Annotated in this window: 14 protein-coding genes and 3 pseudogenes; 6 read left to right on the forward strand and 11 right to left on the reverse strand. The window is 68.5% G+C overall.

The window, feature by feature from the left end:
- From J7E96_RS32985 to J7E96_RS32995, 3 genes and pseudogenes are all read right to left on the reverse strand, one after another.
- Positions 1-219: pseudogene (locus J7E96_RS32985) on the reverse strand (stage II sporulation protein E); the annotation flags it as partial.
- Complete coding sequence (locus J7E96_RS32990) at positions 189-584, reverse strand: VOC family protein (protein ID WP_215136899.1); 396 nt, start codon at positions 582-584, stop codon at positions 189-191. The pseudogene J7E96_RS32985 and the gene J7E96_RS32990, both read right to left, overlap by 31 nt.
- A gap of 132 nt (positions 585-716) precedes the next feature.
- Complete coding sequence (locus J7E96_RS32995) at positions 717-923, reverse strand: hypothetical protein (RefSeq protein WP_215136900.1); 207 nt, start codon at positions 921-923, stop codon at positions 717-719.
- Between the two features lie 252 nt (positions 924-1,175).
- Between J7E96_RS32995 and J7E96_RS33000 the strand changes: the two genes are divergently transcribed.
- The 5 genes from J7E96_RS33000 (at position 1,176) to J7E96_RS33020 (ending at position 5,882) form a co-directional block, all read left to right on the forward strand.
- Positions 1,176-1,655, forward strand: a complete 480-nt coding sequence (locus J7E96_RS33000; protein WP_215136902.1) for a cation:proton antiporter regulatory subunit — start codon at positions 1,176-1,178, stop codon at positions 1,653-1,655.
- Positions 1,656-1,657: 2 nt separating this feature from the next.
- Positions 1,658-2,815: a cation:proton antiporter gene (locus tag J7E96_RS33005; RefSeq protein WP_215136904.1), complete on the forward strand. Its 1,158-nt coding sequence runs from the start codon at positions 1,658-1,660 to the stop codon at positions 2,813-2,815.
- Between the two features lie 238 nt (positions 2,816-3,053).
- A complete protein-coding gene (locus tag J7E96_RS33010) occupies positions 3,054-3,839 on the forward strand; it encodes an alpha/beta fold hydrolase (protein ID WP_308296249.1) in 786 nt (261 codons plus the stop codon).
- A gap of 51 nt (positions 3,840-3,890) precedes the next feature.
- Positions 3,891-5,354 (forward strand): lipase maturation factor family protein, encoded by a 1,464-nt coding sequence (locus J7E96_RS33015; RefSeq protein ID WP_215136908.1) that lies wholly within the window; start codon positions 3,891-3,893, stop codon positions 5,352-5,354.
- Positions 5,355-5,504: 150 nt separating this feature from the next.
- Entirely contained in the window at positions 5,505-5,882 is a 378-nt protein-coding gene (locus J7E96_RS33020; protein ID WP_215136910.1) for an Hsp20/alpha crystallin family protein, read from the forward strand.
- 12 nt (positions 5,883-5,894) lie between these two features.
- Here J7E96_RS33020 and trxA read toward each other — a convergent pair whose 3' ends face one another.
- From trxA to J7E96_RS33040, 4 genes and pseudogenes are all read right to left on the reverse strand, one after another.
- A complete protein-coding gene (trxA, locus tag J7E96_RS33025) occupies positions 5,895-6,335 on the reverse strand; it encodes a thioredoxin (RefSeq protein WP_215136912.1) in 441 nt (146 codons plus the stop codon).
- Positions 6,332-7,957, reverse strand: a pseudogene (locus J7E96_RS33030) (ATP-dependent Clp protease ATP-binding subunit); the annotation flags it as partial. The pseudogene J7E96_RS33030 and the gene trxA, both read right to left, overlap by 4 nt.
- A 192-nt stretch (positions 7,958-8,149) precedes the next feature.
- Complete coding sequence (locus tag J7E96_RS33035; protein ID WP_215136916.1) at positions 8,150-8,542, reverse strand: DUF2267 domain-containing protein; 393 nt, start codon at positions 8,540-8,542, stop codon at positions 8,150-8,152.
- A gap of 261 nt (positions 8,543-8,803) precedes the next feature.
- The gene (locus J7E96_RS33040) at positions 8,804-10,342 is read right to left on the reverse strand and encodes a sodium:alanine symporter family protein (protein WP_215136918.1); all 1,539 of its coding nucleotides are present in this window, start codon (positions 10,340-10,342) and stop codon (positions 8,804-8,806) included.
- A 495-nt stretch (positions 10,343-10,837) separates the two neighbouring features.
- Between J7E96_RS33040 and nhaA the strand changes: the two genes are divergently transcribed.
- Positions 10,838-12,142, forward strand: a complete 1,305-nt coding sequence (nhaA, locus tag J7E96_RS33045; RefSeq protein ID WP_215136920.1) for a Na+/H+ antiporter NhaA — start codon at positions 10,838-10,840, stop codon at positions 12,140-12,142.
- 40 nt (positions 12,143-12,182) lie between these two features.
- On the opposite strand, the gene J7E96_RS33050 is transcribed toward nhaA, so the two are convergent.
- From J7E96_RS33050 to J7E96_RS33065, 4 genes and pseudogenes are all read right to left on the reverse strand, one after another.
- The gene (locus tag J7E96_RS33050; protein WP_215136921.1) at positions 12,183-13,238 is read right to left on the reverse strand and encodes a LacI family DNA-binding transcriptional regulator; all 1,056 of its coding nucleotides are present in this window, start codon (positions 13,236-13,238) and stop codon (positions 12,183-12,185) included.
- Positions 13,238-13,654, reverse strand: a complete 417-nt coding sequence (locus J7E96_RS33055) for a hypothetical protein (protein WP_374196743.1) — start codon at positions 13,652-13,654, stop codon at positions 13,238-13,240. The genes J7E96_RS33050 and J7E96_RS33055 overlap by 1 nt, the downstream gene beginning before the upstream one ends.
- A 28-nt stretch (positions 13,655-13,682) precedes the next feature.
- The gene (locus J7E96_RS33060) at positions 13,683-14,003 is read right to left on the reverse strand and encodes an L-rhamnose mutarotase (RefSeq protein WP_215136923.1); all 321 of its coding nucleotides are present in this window, start codon (positions 14,001-14,003) and stop codon (positions 13,683-13,685) included.
- A 23-nt stretch (positions 14,004-14,026) separates the two neighbouring features.
- Positions 14,027-14,617 (reverse strand): annotated as a pseudogene (locus J7E96_RS33065) (substrate-binding domain-containing protein); the annotation flags it as partial.
- Positions 14,618-14,624: the final 7 nt, after the last annotated feature.

Here is a 14,624-nt window from a genome sequence, read left to right on the forward strand (position 1 = left end):
AGGTGGCTTCGATGGCGTCGCATTGGCGGTCAGTCCGGCGGAGGTGTCGTGGCCCATGGCGTCGAAGACGGCCAGGTGGGCGGTGTCGCCGGCCAGGGCGTAGTCGAAGGCGTCGCCGGCGGTGGCGTAGGCGGGTTCCATCGCCGCGGCGATGGTCACCCGTTTGTTGGCGAACGTGCGTGGCGGCATCAGCGTCCACTGCATCTCGGCGGAGACCGACTACCGAAGGAGGCACCCTCTGGGTCCGAGACCAGAGCCGCCCGCCCGCGCGGCGGAAAGGAGACGGGTCCGACTCCGACCGTGCCTCCGCGCTCCCTGGTACGGGCGACTGCCACATCGGCGTCGGCGACCGAGAAATACACCGTCCACGCCACCGGCACGGCAAGCTCCCCTGCCATGGCTCCGATGCCGGCCACTGCGACGCCATCCACCTCGGCCACGCAAAACGCCCGCCCGAAACCGCCCCGCCGAAACGTCCAGCCCAGTACGGCGCCGTAGAAGCGCTCGGCGGCCGAAAGGTCGCGTGCCATGAGACTCAGCCAGCACGGCCCGCCCAGTGAGTCCTCCGCCATCACCACGGCCATCCCTCCTCTCCCCTCCGCGCCATCAGCATGTGCCGAGCAAGTGGGAACCGGTCAGCCATGGAGACCCTGGACACACAGTCCCAGCATTGAGTGCCCCATGACCTGCGGCAACCCGGAGGCGGTGTTCGCGCTTCAGGGCTCGCTCGAGCACGTATCGCCCATGCCCACGGTTGCCTCATGGGCCCGGCTTCCGCCCTGGGGATCAAGGGCCAGCACTTGCACCATTTCAGCCTGCGAGCGGATTGAGGCGATCACCTCGACCAGGTGCTCGCGCAGCATCTGACAGATACGGGATTCGGTCGCCGCCGCGGCCGAGGACGTCCTCTCCGCATCACACATGCCGCCTCAACAGGGTGCCCCGAGCAGATCCGCATACGGCACAGCAACGTCATCATTCAGTTCCACAGCACGTCCAACGCGGGATCAGGCGCAACGACACCGGCACGAAGGCCGCGAACACACGCTTGACCCAACCGCGGTAAGCCTCACCACGTCATGACGCGTACGGACGCGGTGCGGCGCTTCGCCCCTCGTTGACACGCCAAGGCGCGCATTCTGAGCTGTGCAGAGCGGTGCGGTGATGATGAGCGCATGGATGTCACCGAGGTACTCCTGCCCGGGGTGGGGATCCGGTACGAGTTCACCAATCATGAGGGGCACCGCGTGGGCATCGTCGCGGAGCGGACCGGTGATTTCGAGCTGGTCGTCTACCTGCGTGGTGACCCCGACGAGGGTCGGCCTCTGGTTCGTCTGAACAGCGCGGAGGCCGACGCGGTCGCGGACATCCTGGGGGCGCCGCGGATCGCCGAACGGTTCGCCGACCTGACCAAGGAGGTCCCCGGCCTGGTGTCCGGGCAGGTCGAGGTCCGCTCTGCCAGCCCCTACGCGGGTCGACCGCTGGGCCACACCAAGGCAAGATCCCGGACGGGCGCTTCGGTCGTGGCGATCGTCCGGGGTGAGCAAGTGATCGCATCACCCACGCCGGACGAGACACTCCAGGCGGGTGATGTCCTGGTCGTAATCGGAACGCGTGAGGGAATCGCCGGCGTGGACCGGATCATTCAGGGCTGAGGGTGCGCACCCCTGTCACGCTGCTGTTGGAGCTCGGGCTCATTTTCGCCGCCCTCAGCGTGCTCGGCGCCGTGGCGCGGCGTCTCACGCTCTCGCCGGTCCCGCTCTATCTGCTCGCGGGGCTGGCCCTGGGCGAGGGGGGTGTCGCTCCCGTTCCGGCCGCCGGTGAGTTCGTCGAGACCGGGGCTGCCATCGGTGTGGTGCTGCTCCTGCTCATTCTCGGCTTGCAGTTCTCCCTGACCGAGTTCACCGTCAGCCTGCGTCGGCACGTGCCCTCCGCCGTGGTCGACCTGGTGCTCAACGCGGTGCCGGGCGCGGTGTGCGGATGGATTCTCGGTCTGAACGGCGTGGGTGTCCTGGCCCTGGCCGGCGCGACGTACGTCTCCTCCTCGGGCATGGTCGCCCGGATCCTCGGCGACCTGCGGCGACTGGGAAACCGCGAGACTCACGCCATCCTCTCGGTGCTCGTGATCGAGGACGTCGCCATGGCCGCCTACCTGCCCCTGCTGGCCGTCCTTGCCGTCGGCGGCCCCTGGTGGCAGGCCGTACTGGGTGTCCTGGCGGCGGTGGGAGCAGTGCTGGCAGCCTTCACCGCCTCCTACCGGTGGGGCCATCACCTCGGCCGGCTGCTGTCCCACCCTGACGACGAACAGCTCATGCTGAGGGTGCTCGGGCTGACCCTGATCGTTGCGGCACTCGCCGAACTCATCCACGCCACCGCAGCGGTTGCGGCGTTCATCGTCGGGCTCGCCCTCACCGGCGAGACCGCTGACCGGGCCCGGGCCGTACTCAGTCCCCTGCGGGACCTCTTCTCCGCGGTCTTCTTCCTCGCCATCGGTCTGTCGGTCGGCCCCGACGATCTCGTGCCGCTCCTCCCTGCGGCCTTTGCGCTGGCCGCGGTCACGGCCACGACCAAAGTGGTCACCGGCTGGTACGCCGCTGCCCGTGACCAGGTCGGACGCCGCGGTCAGCTGCGCGCCGGAACGGCACTCATCGTGCGCGGTGAGTTCTCCATCGTCATCATCGGCCTGGTCGGCACCATGAACGACGATCTCGCCCCCCTGGTCACGGCCTACGTCTTCGTCCTCGCCCTCGCCGGGCCGCTCCTCGCGCGCCTGGCGGGAGCCCTTCCGCGCCGCTTGGACAACGGCGGGCACTGAAGAACCCGCCCGATCGGGCGTGATCAAGTTCCGGCACAGAAGCGATCTGGTGGGAATTGACACGACCCGTAGCAGGTTTTCTCATGTGGCCAGACTGAAGTGCGAGTGGAGGTGTCGAATGATCCCTGTTGCCTCTTCCCTCATCTCGGCTGTCAGCCGAAGACAGCGCCCTGCCTCGGCGCGGGCCGCCAGGCCGCACGCGTTTTTCGTGGAGGGCCGCGCCACAGGTCTTGTGCCGGTGACCGTGGCCTACGAGCGGCTCGGCGACGGGGAGCCACTGGTGCTGCTGCACGGTGTGGGACACCACCGTCAGGCATGGGATGCGGTGGTGCCGTCGCTGACCGGACACGAGACGATCGCCCTGGACCTTCCGGGCTTCGGGGAGTCGCCCGATCTCGATCCGGCGGTGCCTCGTGATCTGGAGACGACAGTTGCCTGGATGGGCGCGGTGTTCGACGCCCTGGGGGTGGAGCGGCCTCACGTGGCGGGACATTCGCTGGGCGGGCTGATCGCGCTGCGCCTGGCCCAGGCCGGACTCGCGCGCAGTGTGACCGCGCTGGCGCCGACGGGGTTCTGGAGCGACGCCGAACGGCGGTACGCGTACGCGGTGCTGAACATAGCCCGGCAGGGTGCACGGCTGCTGCCGGAGGCGCCCGTGGCATGGCCGGCGTTGAACATCTCCAAGCGGGAGGCCCCTGCCGACGGCCTCGACGTCCGGCCCACACCGTGGCTGCCGGAGGTGTCCGCGGCGGATCTGCGCATGCCGCGGGACGCGGCGCCGTTCAAGGCCATACTGCGGGCCGGCCGGGCGCCTGGCTTGTTCAGCGGGGACATCCCCGGTGTGCCGGTCACCATCGCCTGGGGTACCCGGGACCGCCTCCTGCCGCCCAGGCAGGCGGAGCGGGCCAAGGCAATGATCCCCGGTGCGAGGCTCGTACCGCTGCCTGGTTGCGGCCACGTACCCATGGCTGACGCACCTGACCTCGTCGCTCGCGTCCTGCGGAGGCAACGGGCTCACGAGTGACTGCGGCAAGGCAGAAAATGAACTAGGAACAGCACCACCGCAGGAGGAGCTGTGGAGTGGTTCTCGGACGGCGATTACTGGCTGGGCCGGATGGTGTTCCAGCGGGGCCTGGCCCTGGTGTACTTCGTCGCCTTCTTGAGTTCGGTCAATCAGTTCCGGGCGCTCATCGGCGAGCACGGCCTCCTCCCGGTGCCGCGTTTCGTGGCCGCCGTGCCATTCCGGCGATCGCCCAGCATCTTCCACCTCCATTACTCCGACCGTTTTTTCGCGAGCGTGGCGTGGACGGGTGTGGCGCTCTCCGCCACTGTCGCGGCAGGAGCGGCGGACAGCGTGCCTCTGTGGGCATCGATGCTGATGTGGGCAGTGCTCTGGGTGCTGTATCTGTCGATCGTCAACGTCGGGCAGACCTGGTACGGCTTCATGTGGGAGTCGCTGCTGGTCGAAGCGGGCTTCCTGGCGATCTTCCTGGGCAACGAGGACACGGCGCCGCCGGTCCTGGTGCTGTTCCTGCTGAGCTGGCTGCTGTTCCGCCTCGAGTTCGGCGCCGGGCTGATCAAAGTGCGCGGCGATCCCTGCTGGCGCGACCTGACCTGCCTGTACTACCACCACGAGACCCAGCCGATGCCGGGTCCGTTCACCTGGTTCTTCCACCACCTGCCCAAACCGCTGCACCGGGTGGAGGTGGCGGCCAACCACGTCGCCCAGCTCGGCGCCCCGGTGTTGCTGTTCGCCCCCCAACCGGTCGCGAGCGTGGCCGCCGGGTTCATCATCGTCACGCAGCTGTGGCTCATCGCTTCGGGCAACTTCGCGTGGCTCAACTGGCTGGCCGTCCTGCTCGCGGTGACCGCGATCGACGGCGCGCGGGCCGCCGCGGTCCTGCCGCTTCCCGAACCTCGGGCCTTCGCCGCCCCACCGGCCTGGTACCAGGGCGTGGTCATTTCCGTCACGGTACTGGTGGCCGTGCTCAGCTACTGGCCGGTCCGCAACCTCCTCTCCCGCCACCAGGTAATGAACTACTCCTTCAACCCCCTCCACCTGGTCAATACCTACGGAGCCTTCGGCAGCATCGAACGGGTCCGCCACGAAATCGTCATCGAAGGCACCGACGAGCCGGAGATCAGCGACGACACCGTGTGGAAGGAATACGAATTCAGGGGCAAACCCGGTGACGTGCGCCGCCTCCCGCCGCAAGTGGCTCCCTATCACCTGCGGTTCGACTGGATGATGTGGTTCGCCGCGATCTCACCCGCGTACGCGGTGCCCTGGTTCGCGGCGTTCCTCGTCAAGCTGCTCGACAACGACCCGGTCGCCCTCAAGCTGGTGCGCGGCAACCCGTTCCCCACCGCCCCGCCCACTTTCCTGCGTGCCCGCCTCTACCGCTACCGCTTCACCGACCGCCACGAGCTGCGGCGCAGCCGCGCGTGGTGGCAGCGCACGCTCGTGGGGGAATACGTCCCCGCGGTCATGAAGGCGCCTCCGGCTCAGAACTGGTCCGGCGGGGAGGGGCCCGGATAATGGGATGGAGAGTTCCGGTCGGCCGGAGCTGTGACGTCAAGGACTGGCGGTCCCGGAACAAGGAGGGGTGATCGACATGATGCTGCACGCCGTGAGTCATCCGCCACGCGGTGGGATCTGCTCCGGGAGTTCCAGGATCTTTCCGAGCGGATGGGGCGGCTGTGGGCCTCCGCCGTTCCCGGGGGCGGTGGGCTGGTCCCGGACGTTCCATGGGAGCCGGCCGGCGACATCGAGGAAACCGACGACGCCTACGTACTCGAACTCGACCTGCCTGGCCTGCGCAAGGATCAGGTGAGCGTGGAGGTTCTCGACTCGGAGCTGGCCGTCCACGGCGAGGTCAAGGAGAAAGAACGCACCGGCGTTGTTCGCCGGCAGACCCGTAGGGTCGGACAGTTCGACTACCGGATGAGCCTGCCTGCCGACGCCGACGCCGAACGCATCAGCGCCGAGCTGACCAACGGCGTACTCACCGTGCACGTCCCCAGGGCCGAGAAGGCGAAGCCGCGCCGTATCGAAATCACGAGCTGACCCAACGGGCCTTCAGCGCACGGTCTGTTCCACCCAGGCTCTCAGGGCGGGGGCGGGCGCCGCGCCTGTCCTTCGGGCAATGACCTTTCCCCGGTCGAGAATGAGAAGCGTGGGTACGGCCTGGACGCCGAAGCGGGCGCTGAGCCCTGGGCTGCGGTCGATGTCGACCTTGACGAGTTTGATACGGCCGGCCATTTCCGTGGCGATCTGCTCCAGAGCGGGGCTGACCATGCGACAGGGCCCGCACCAGGCGGCCCACAGGTCGACCAGGACGTAGGGCGGGCCCTTCTCCGCTATTTCGGCGAAATCGTCGTCGGTGGCTTCGGCGATCCAGGGCAGCGGCGCCTCGCAGTTGCCACACCTGGGGCGTCCATCGGCGGCAGCGGGCACCCTGTTGCGGCGCCCGCATTCCGGGCAGCCGACGATGTCACCGCTCTGACCGGCTGCGCTCATGCCGCCTCCACCGGAGTCTCGGGTACCGGTTCCTCGGCGCTCCACATGACGGTCAGGTGGTCGTCTGTGACGTCACCGGTGACCGTCGACCCGTCGGCGATGTCACCCGAGAGCAGGGCGCGTCCGATGCGGGTTTCGACTTCGCGCTGGATGAACCGGCGCAGCGGCCGGGCCCCGTACACCGGGTCGAATCCTTCGGCCGCGATGTGACGGCGGGCCGCTTCGGTGAGGTGCAGGCTGAGGCGGCGGTCGGCCAGCCGGTGACGCACGTCTTCGGTCAGCAGGTCGACGACGCGTTCGATCTCCGGGAGCGTCAGTGGCTTGAAGAGGACCACGTCGTCGACGCGGTTGAGGAACTCCGGCCGGAAGTGCCGGCGCAGTTCCCCCATGACCGCGGCACGCGCCTCTTGCTTGACCTCGCCGTCCGGCGTCACTCCCTCCAGCAGGTGCTGAGAGCCGATGTTGCTCGTCATCACCACCACGGTGTTACGGAAGTCGACGGTGTGGCCCTGGGCGTCGGTGAGGCGGCCATCGTCGAGCAGCTGCAACAGGGTGTTGAACACGTCCGCGTGGGCCTTTTCCACCTCGTCCAGCAGCACCACGGAGTACGGCTTGCGGCGTACCGCCTCCGTGAGCTGCCCGCCTTCCTCGTAGCCGACGTATCCGGGTGGGGCGCCCATGAGGCGGCTGACCGTGTGACGTTCCTGGTACTCGCTCATGTCGAGGCGGATCATGTTGTCCTCGGTGTCGAACAACGCCGCCGCCAGCGTGCGGGCCAGCTCGGTCTTGCCGACTCCGGTGGGCCCCAGGAACAGGAACGACCCGATCGGCCTGCGCGGGTCCTTGACGCCGGACCGGGCGCGGATGACGGCGTCCGCCACCAGCTGGACGGCCTCGTCCTGGCCGATGACCCGCTCGTGGAGGATCTCGTCCAGCCGCAGCAGCTTCTGCCGCTCACCCTCCAGCAGGCGGCTGACGGGGATGCCGGTCCAGCGGGCCACGATGGAGGCGATCTCGTCCTCCGTGACCACCTCGCGCAGCAGCCGGTGACCGCCCTGCTTGGTGGCCAGCTGCTCCTCCTCGGCCTGCAGCCGCCGCTCCAGTTCGGGCAGCCGGCCGTGCCGCAGCTCGGCCGCGCGGTTGAGGTCGTAGGAGCGCTCGGCCTCCTCGGCCTCGTACCGTACGCGTTCGAGTTCCTTCCGCAGCGCCTGGACCTTGCGCAGGGCCTGGCGCTCGGCCTCCCACTGGGCGCGCAGCGCGTCCGCCCCGGCGCGGGCGTCGGCGAGCTCCTTGCGCAGCTCCCCGAGGCGGGCCTGCCTGGCGGGGTGGTCCTCCTCTTTGGCCAGGGCGGCCTCCTCGATCTCCAGGCGCCGTACTCGCCGTGTGAGTTCGTCGAGTTCGGCGGGCATCGAGTCGATCTCGGTACGCAGCATGGCGCACGCCTCGTCGACGAGGTCGATGGCCTTGTCGGGCAGGAAGCGGTCGGAGATGTAGCGGTGGGAGAGCGTGACCGCGGCGACCAGGGCGCTGTCCCGGATCTTCACGCCGTGGAAGATCTCCAGGCGTTCGCGCAGGCCGCGGAGGATGGAGACGGCGTCCTCCTCGCTCGGCTCGTCGATCAGCGGACGACGATATCGCCGCCCTCCAGCACGACCCGTGCCATCGCGTTTCCTTCTATCAGGAACAAAGTTGATCAACGGCGCGCGGCGTCCCGCGGCGATGCCCATGGACGATTGGCGCGAGGACGGGTCGGTCTGGCGATGAGCATCGGGCGGCCCTGCGGCTGACGCCAGGCCGCAGGGCTCACGCATGCTCTAGTCGCTCAGATCGGGCTTCCCGAACAGGACTGCGTAGCCGGAGGGAAGCTGGCTGATGATCTGGTTGAGCTCGCCGGGTGAAACCGCTTCGGCGAGCGTGCTCAGCAGCGCGCTGGCGTCCCACTGAGCGGTGCGAGGACGAGCCCCGGTCCGCTCTGCCACACGTCGGTAGAACTCCTCGACACCGTAGGACTCGGCTCGCCTCTCCCCGTCGGTCTGCAGCGCCCCCTTCAGCGGCGCCGGCAGCTGGGCGGCCAAATCCTTGACCTCACCGGGCGTGATGCGGTGGGCGAGAACCTCCAGTACGGCCGTCGTAACCTGTGCGGCCTCGCCCTGATTCGCGTACTCGCCACGCTCGCGCACCCGAGCCAGGAATTCGTCATGCCTCACTGATCTCTCCCTCATCGCAGGACCCACGACCGTGCCGCGCCAGTGCGCACGCACACATTGCCCCCCTTTGTGCCCTTTTCTCCCTCCGGGCCGGATGCCAGGTGACGCACGAGGCGCTCGGGTACTGGCCCGGACACGTGGGCCGACACACAGCTTCGCTCGGAAGGTGGCCGGGTCGGCTGACACAAAGGTGAGCGGGCCCGTACACACCAAGGCGCGAGGTGTGTACGGGCCCGCTCAGGAGCCGGGCCGCCGGGGCGGTCAGACGGTGGTCTTCACCGGCTCCTCGTCTTCGTCGGCGTCGCTGATCTCGCCTGCCTTGCGGGCGCGGACGAACTCCAGGAAGGAGTTCAGTTCGCGCTTGACGACCGGGGCGAGCAGGTACAGGCCGATGATGTTGATGACCGCGAGCATGAACAGCACCGCGTCGGCCATGTCGATCAGGGTCTGCAGCGTCAGCAGGGAACCGGCTACGGCGAACAGGGTGTAGATCACCTTGTAGGTGAGTTCGCTGGCCTTGCTGCGGCCGAAGAGGTACGTCCAGGCCTTGAGGCCGTAGTAGCCCCAGGTGAGCACGGTGGAGATGGCGAAGAGCATCACCGCGACGGTGAGGACGTACGGGAACCAGGGCATCACCGTGCCGAAGGCGTCGGAGGTGATGGTGACGCCTTCGATGGTCGCACCCGGCTTGCGGGCCTCGGCCCAGCTGGCCGGGTCGGCGATGACGATCGTCAGCGCGGTCATCGTGCAGATGACGACGGTGTCGATGAACGGCTCCAGCAGGGCGACCAGGCCCTCGCTGGCGGGGTGCTTGGTCTTGACCGCGGAGTGGGCGATCGGCGCGGAGCCGAGACCGGCCTCGTTGGAGAACGCGGCCCGCTTGAAGCCGACGATCAGGGCGCCGAGCACACCACCGGCCACACCCTGCGGGTTGAAGGCGCCTTCGATGATGGTGCTGATGGCGGCGGGCAGCGCGGTGACGTTGACCAGGATGACGACCAGGCAGGCGGCGATGTAGAGGCCGGCCATGGCCGGGACGAGCCTGCTGGTGACCGAGGCGATGGATCGGATGCCGCCGAGGAGCACGATGCCGACGAGCGCGGCGACCAGAATGCCGAAGAACAGCGCGCCCGCGGACGAGCCCATGAGGCCCTCATCGCCGCCGGTGACGGAGACGAGCTGCGCGTAGCTCTGGTTGACCTGGAAGAGGTTGCCGCCGAAGAGGCCGAAGAACAAGATCATGAAGGAGGCGAGGACCGCGAGGACCTTGCCGAGGGTCTTGCCGTTCTTGCCGAAGCGTTCGGCGAGGCCCTTGGGCAGGTAGTGCATGGGGCCGCCGGAGACAGTTCCGTCGGCGTGCACCTCGCGGTACTTCACACCGAGGGTGACCTCGACGAACTTGGTGGCCATGCCGAGCAGGCCGCACAGGATCATCCAGAAGGTGGCGCCGGCGCCGCCGATGGACACGGCGACGGCGACACCGGCGATGTTGCCGAGACCGACCGTGCCGGAGACGGCGGCGGTCAGGGCCTGGAAGTGGTTGACCTCACCGGCCGACCCCTTCTCGTCGTACTTCCCGCGCACCACATCCACGGCGAGGCGGAACTTGCGCACCTGGACGAACCCGAACCAGCCGGTGAAGACCAGACCGGCGACTACGAGCCAGGCGACGATGAGGGGCAGATCGGTGCCGCCGACAGGGGTGGCGTAGAAGACGACTTCCACGAGCCAGTTGGCTATGGGCTCGAAAAAGCCGCTGACGGCTTCGTCGACGGACTTGGTGATGGAGTCGAGTGACACAGTGGCTACCTCGATGGCGCAGGGCCGGAGCACGGGAGGAGTGCACCGGTTGGTGCTGGCTTGAGCGAACGCCGTTGTCCGATCGGCGACCCTGGATGAGACGTCCGCGGACCCGGACGGTGATCACCCTGGTCATGCTGCCGGTGCGTGCCGGCACTCCGCAGCGCGGCGAGGGGGGTGCCACCTGCGGAGTTGCGCAGTTCTACCACGCCTTTACAAGATCTTTAGTGACTCAAATCACATAACAGTGAGTAGCAGTCGAAAGTCCCAGCGAACGAAACAAGACCGTTATCTGGAATTGAGCCTCCGCTGAACGAACAGAACGGTGCCGCGCCGACGCGGCAGGTCGACGGCAATCGGCCGGTCTGGCCGGAACCCGATGTCTGCGGTTAGGGTGCCGAGGACGCGTCGACACGACGCGGGGTGTGCCGGGAAGTCTGGTCGGCGATTAGGGGCCCTATGCCCAAAAGCCGATGCACCGGAGGCCCCTTTCCCATGGCTGATGCCCCGCGCGACCGTTCCCCCTTCCTCGGCCTGCTCCCCCTGCCGGAGCGCATGGCGGTCACCGCGGCCCTGCGGACAGAGACCGTGGGCGGGCTCGTACTGCTCGCCGCCGCCCTGGTAGCGCTCGTCTGGGCGAATACGCCGTGGAGCGACGCCTACGAGCACATACGCCACCTCCATTTCGGCATCCCCGCCCTCGGGCTGGACCTGTCCATCCAGCACTGGACCGCTGACGGACTGCTCACCATCTTCTTCCTGGTCGCCGGTATCGAGCTCAAGCGCGAGCTCGTGGTGGGCGAGCTCAAGAAACCGGCGACCGCGATCCTTCCCGTGGTCGCCGCCGCGTGCGGCATGGCAGTACCCGCCGCCTTCTACGCCGTCACCGCAGCCGCGGGCGGCGGCAGCCTCAACGGCTGGGCGGTGCCCATGGCCACCGACATCGCCTTCGCCCTCGCCGTACTCGCCGTACTCAGCACCCACCTGCCCGCGTCGCTGAGGGCATTCCTGCTGACCCTGGCCGTCGTCGACGACCTCGGCGCCATCCTGATCATCGCCGTCTTCTTCACCAGCGACCTCAACCTGACCGCACTCGCCGGTGCCTTCGCGGGCCTGCTGGTCTTCTACCTGCTCCAGCGCAACCGCGTCACGGGCTGGTGGTGGTACGTACCGCTCGGCATCGTCATCTGGGCCCTGATGTACAACGGCGGCGTGCACGCCACCGTCGCCGGCGTCGCCATGGGCCTCATCCTGCGAGCCACCCACGACCCGGGTCAGCGGGAGAAGACTTCCCCCGGGGAACGCACAGCCCATCTCCTGCGCCCCGTTTCCGCAGGTGTCGCCGTGCCGCTGTTCGCGCTGTTCGCCGCGGGAGTGGGCCTGTCGACCGCATCGGTCGGCGAGGTCTTCACCCAGCCGGAACCACTCGGTGTCGTCCTGGGCCTGGTCGTCGGAAAAACCGTCGGCGTCTTCGCCGGTACCTACCTGGCCGCACGCTTCACCCGGGCCCGCCTGAATCCAGACCTTGCCTGGGCGGACGTCTTCGCGGTCGCCGTGCTGGCAGGGATCGGCTTCACCGTCGCCCTGCTCGTCGGCGAACTGGCCTTCCCGGATCCCGCCGAAGCCGAACGCATCAAGGCCGCCGTACTCATCGGCTCACTCGTCGCAGCCGGCCTCGCCGCCCTCCTCGTCATACGCCGCAACGCCCTCTACCGGCGCCTGTACGAAGAGGAGAACCGCGACGACGACCACGACGGCATCCCGGACATCTACCAAAAGGCCCGCGCGACGACCACCTGACAACCCTGAGGGTGGTAGGGATCACGCCGACGGCCTGGCATCAGCCCCGCCGGATCCCGCCGGACGCCCGGTTCCCGCGGCGGCGTGACAACGACGAATCCCGCACCACCAGCTCGGGCTGGAGCACGATCCGCTGGTGCTGGTGCGTGTCCGCCGCGTCGCCGGTCTCCTCGATGAGCAGGTCGCTGGCCATCCGCCCCATCTGGAAGGCCGGCTGGCGTACGGAGGTCAGCGGCACAGCGGCCGCCGAGGCGAACTCGATGTCGTCATAGCCGACCAGGGCCACGTCGTCGGGAACGCTCACCCCGGCCCCGTACAGCGCCTGAAGCACCCCCAGCGCGAGCAGATCGTTCGCACAGAACACCGCGGTCGGGCGGGACGCCATGCCCAGCAGCCGGGCGCCCGAGTCGCGCCCCGCCGCCACGTCGAGCCGCTCGGCCTCGATCACCCGCAGCCGGCCGGCCGGCAGACCGGCCTCGGCCAGCGCCTGAAGTGCGCCGGCTTGCCGGTCCTGGCACTGGCCCAGGTGCAGGGGCCCGCTGACGTACGCGATCTCGGTGTGGCCCTCGGCGATGAGATGGCGTACGGCCAGGGCTCCGCCCGTGACGTCGTCGACGGAGACGGAGCACCCCTCGGTGCTGGGGGCCACCCGGTCGACGAGCACGTACGGGATGCCGTGCCGTTTGAAGGCCCGCAGATTACGGCCGGTGGGGTCCACGGGAGTGATCAGTACGCCCCGCACCCGCTGCTCACTGAAGAGGCCGAGGTACTCACTCTCCTCAGCGGCGCTCTGGCCGCTGTTGCACAGCATCACCCCGAGCCCGGCCTCCCGGGCGGCGCGTTCGGCGCCGGCGGCCACGTCCACGAAGAACGGGTTGGCCATGTCGAGCACCAGCAGGGAGATGATCCGGCTGCGCCCCGCCCGCAACTGGCGGGCGGACTCGCTGCGTACGTAGCCCAGCTGGTCGATGGTGGCCAGGACACGCGCCCGCGTCTCCTCTGTCACCGACTCCGGCCGGTTGATGACGTTCGATACCGTGCCGACGGACACCCCGGCGAGCCGGGCGACGTCCTTGATACCCACCGACTGTGCCATCAGGCAGAGACCTCCACGAGCTCCAGTCCGGTCAGACCGGCCAGCGCGCGCAGGTCGGGCAGAAGACCGCCCCTGGCGAGCGCCCAGTGGTGGGCGACACCGCTCGCGCTCCACGCGTCGGTCCGTTCACCGGGGTCGCAGCCGAATTCGACGCGTGACGTCGTGTTGCCGGTCTTCAGCAGCGGGCCGCCGACCACTTTACCTTCGGAGGCGATGAGCCGGTACTTTCCGTCCCTGGTCCGGCCGGGACCGCCGTCCCGGAAGTTCAGCGCCTGCAGCTCGGGGAAGGAGCCGCCGGCGCCGAGACGGTCCGCACTGACCGCCGGGGCGGGACCGGCCGCCTGCGCTGTCGTACCGGGCAGGGATACGGCGGTGAACACGGCGTCGGCTGCCGCGACGGTCAGGGGTCGTCTCATCGGTCTCTCCGGTTCTTCGAGGGGTCCGTCAGGCGAGGTGGAACACTTCGGTGAGCGGTGTCATGGCCTCATCGGGCCGGTCGCCGTCGAGCGCCTCGAAGAACTCACCCATCTCCGCCTGCCAGCGGGCGTTGACGTCCGTGGCGGCCATGGCGGCCCGGGCCCTGGCGAAGTCCTCGGTCTCCAGGTAACCGACGAGCAGACCGTCGTCGCGCAGGAAGAGCGAGTAGTTGTGCCAGCCGGTGGCCGAGAGAGCTTCGAGCATGCCGGGCCAGACGGCCGCGTGCCGTTCGCGGTACTCGTCGATGCGGTCCTGACGGACCTTCAGCAGGAAGCAGACGCGCTGCATGTGCTCGTACCTTCCTGTCCCGTCTAGAAGTCGAACTCGTCGATGTTCTTCTTGTCGAAGACGGCCGGCGAACCGAGGATGACCTCGCCGTCCTTGCCGACCTCGTACTCGCCGAGCCTGCCGGCCTTGAACTTCTCGCCCTCGGCGCCGGTGATCTGCCCGGAGGCCAGCGCCGCCGCCGCGTACGCGCCGAGGTAGCCGAGGTAGCCGAGGTCCTTCGGGTTCCACAGCGCGAACTGCTCGACCGTGCCGTCCTTGACGTACTTGCGCATCTGGTTGGGCGTGCCGAGGCCGTTGACGACGACCTTGCCCTTGTAGGAGGAGGAGCTGATGTAGCGGGCGGCGGCCGCGATGCCGACGGTGGTGGGCGAGATGATGCCCTTCAGCTTCGGGTGCGCCTTGAGCAGGCCCTGGGTCTCCTGGAAGGACTTCTGGTCGTCGTCGTCGCCGTACGCGACCTTGACCAGCTTCATGTCCTTGTACTCGGGCTTCTTCAGCTCGTCCTTCATGAAGTCGATCCAGGCGTTCTGGTTGGTCGCGTTCTGCGTGGCCGAGAGGATCGCGAACTCGCCCTTGTGGCCGAGCTGCTTGGCGAGGTTGCGGACCTGGCTGCGGCAGGGT

It is taken from the genome of Streptomyces sp. ISL-96 (assembly GCF_018614035.1).
GTDB lineage: Bacteria > Actinomycetota > Actinomycetes > Streptomycetales > Streptomycetaceae > Streptomyces.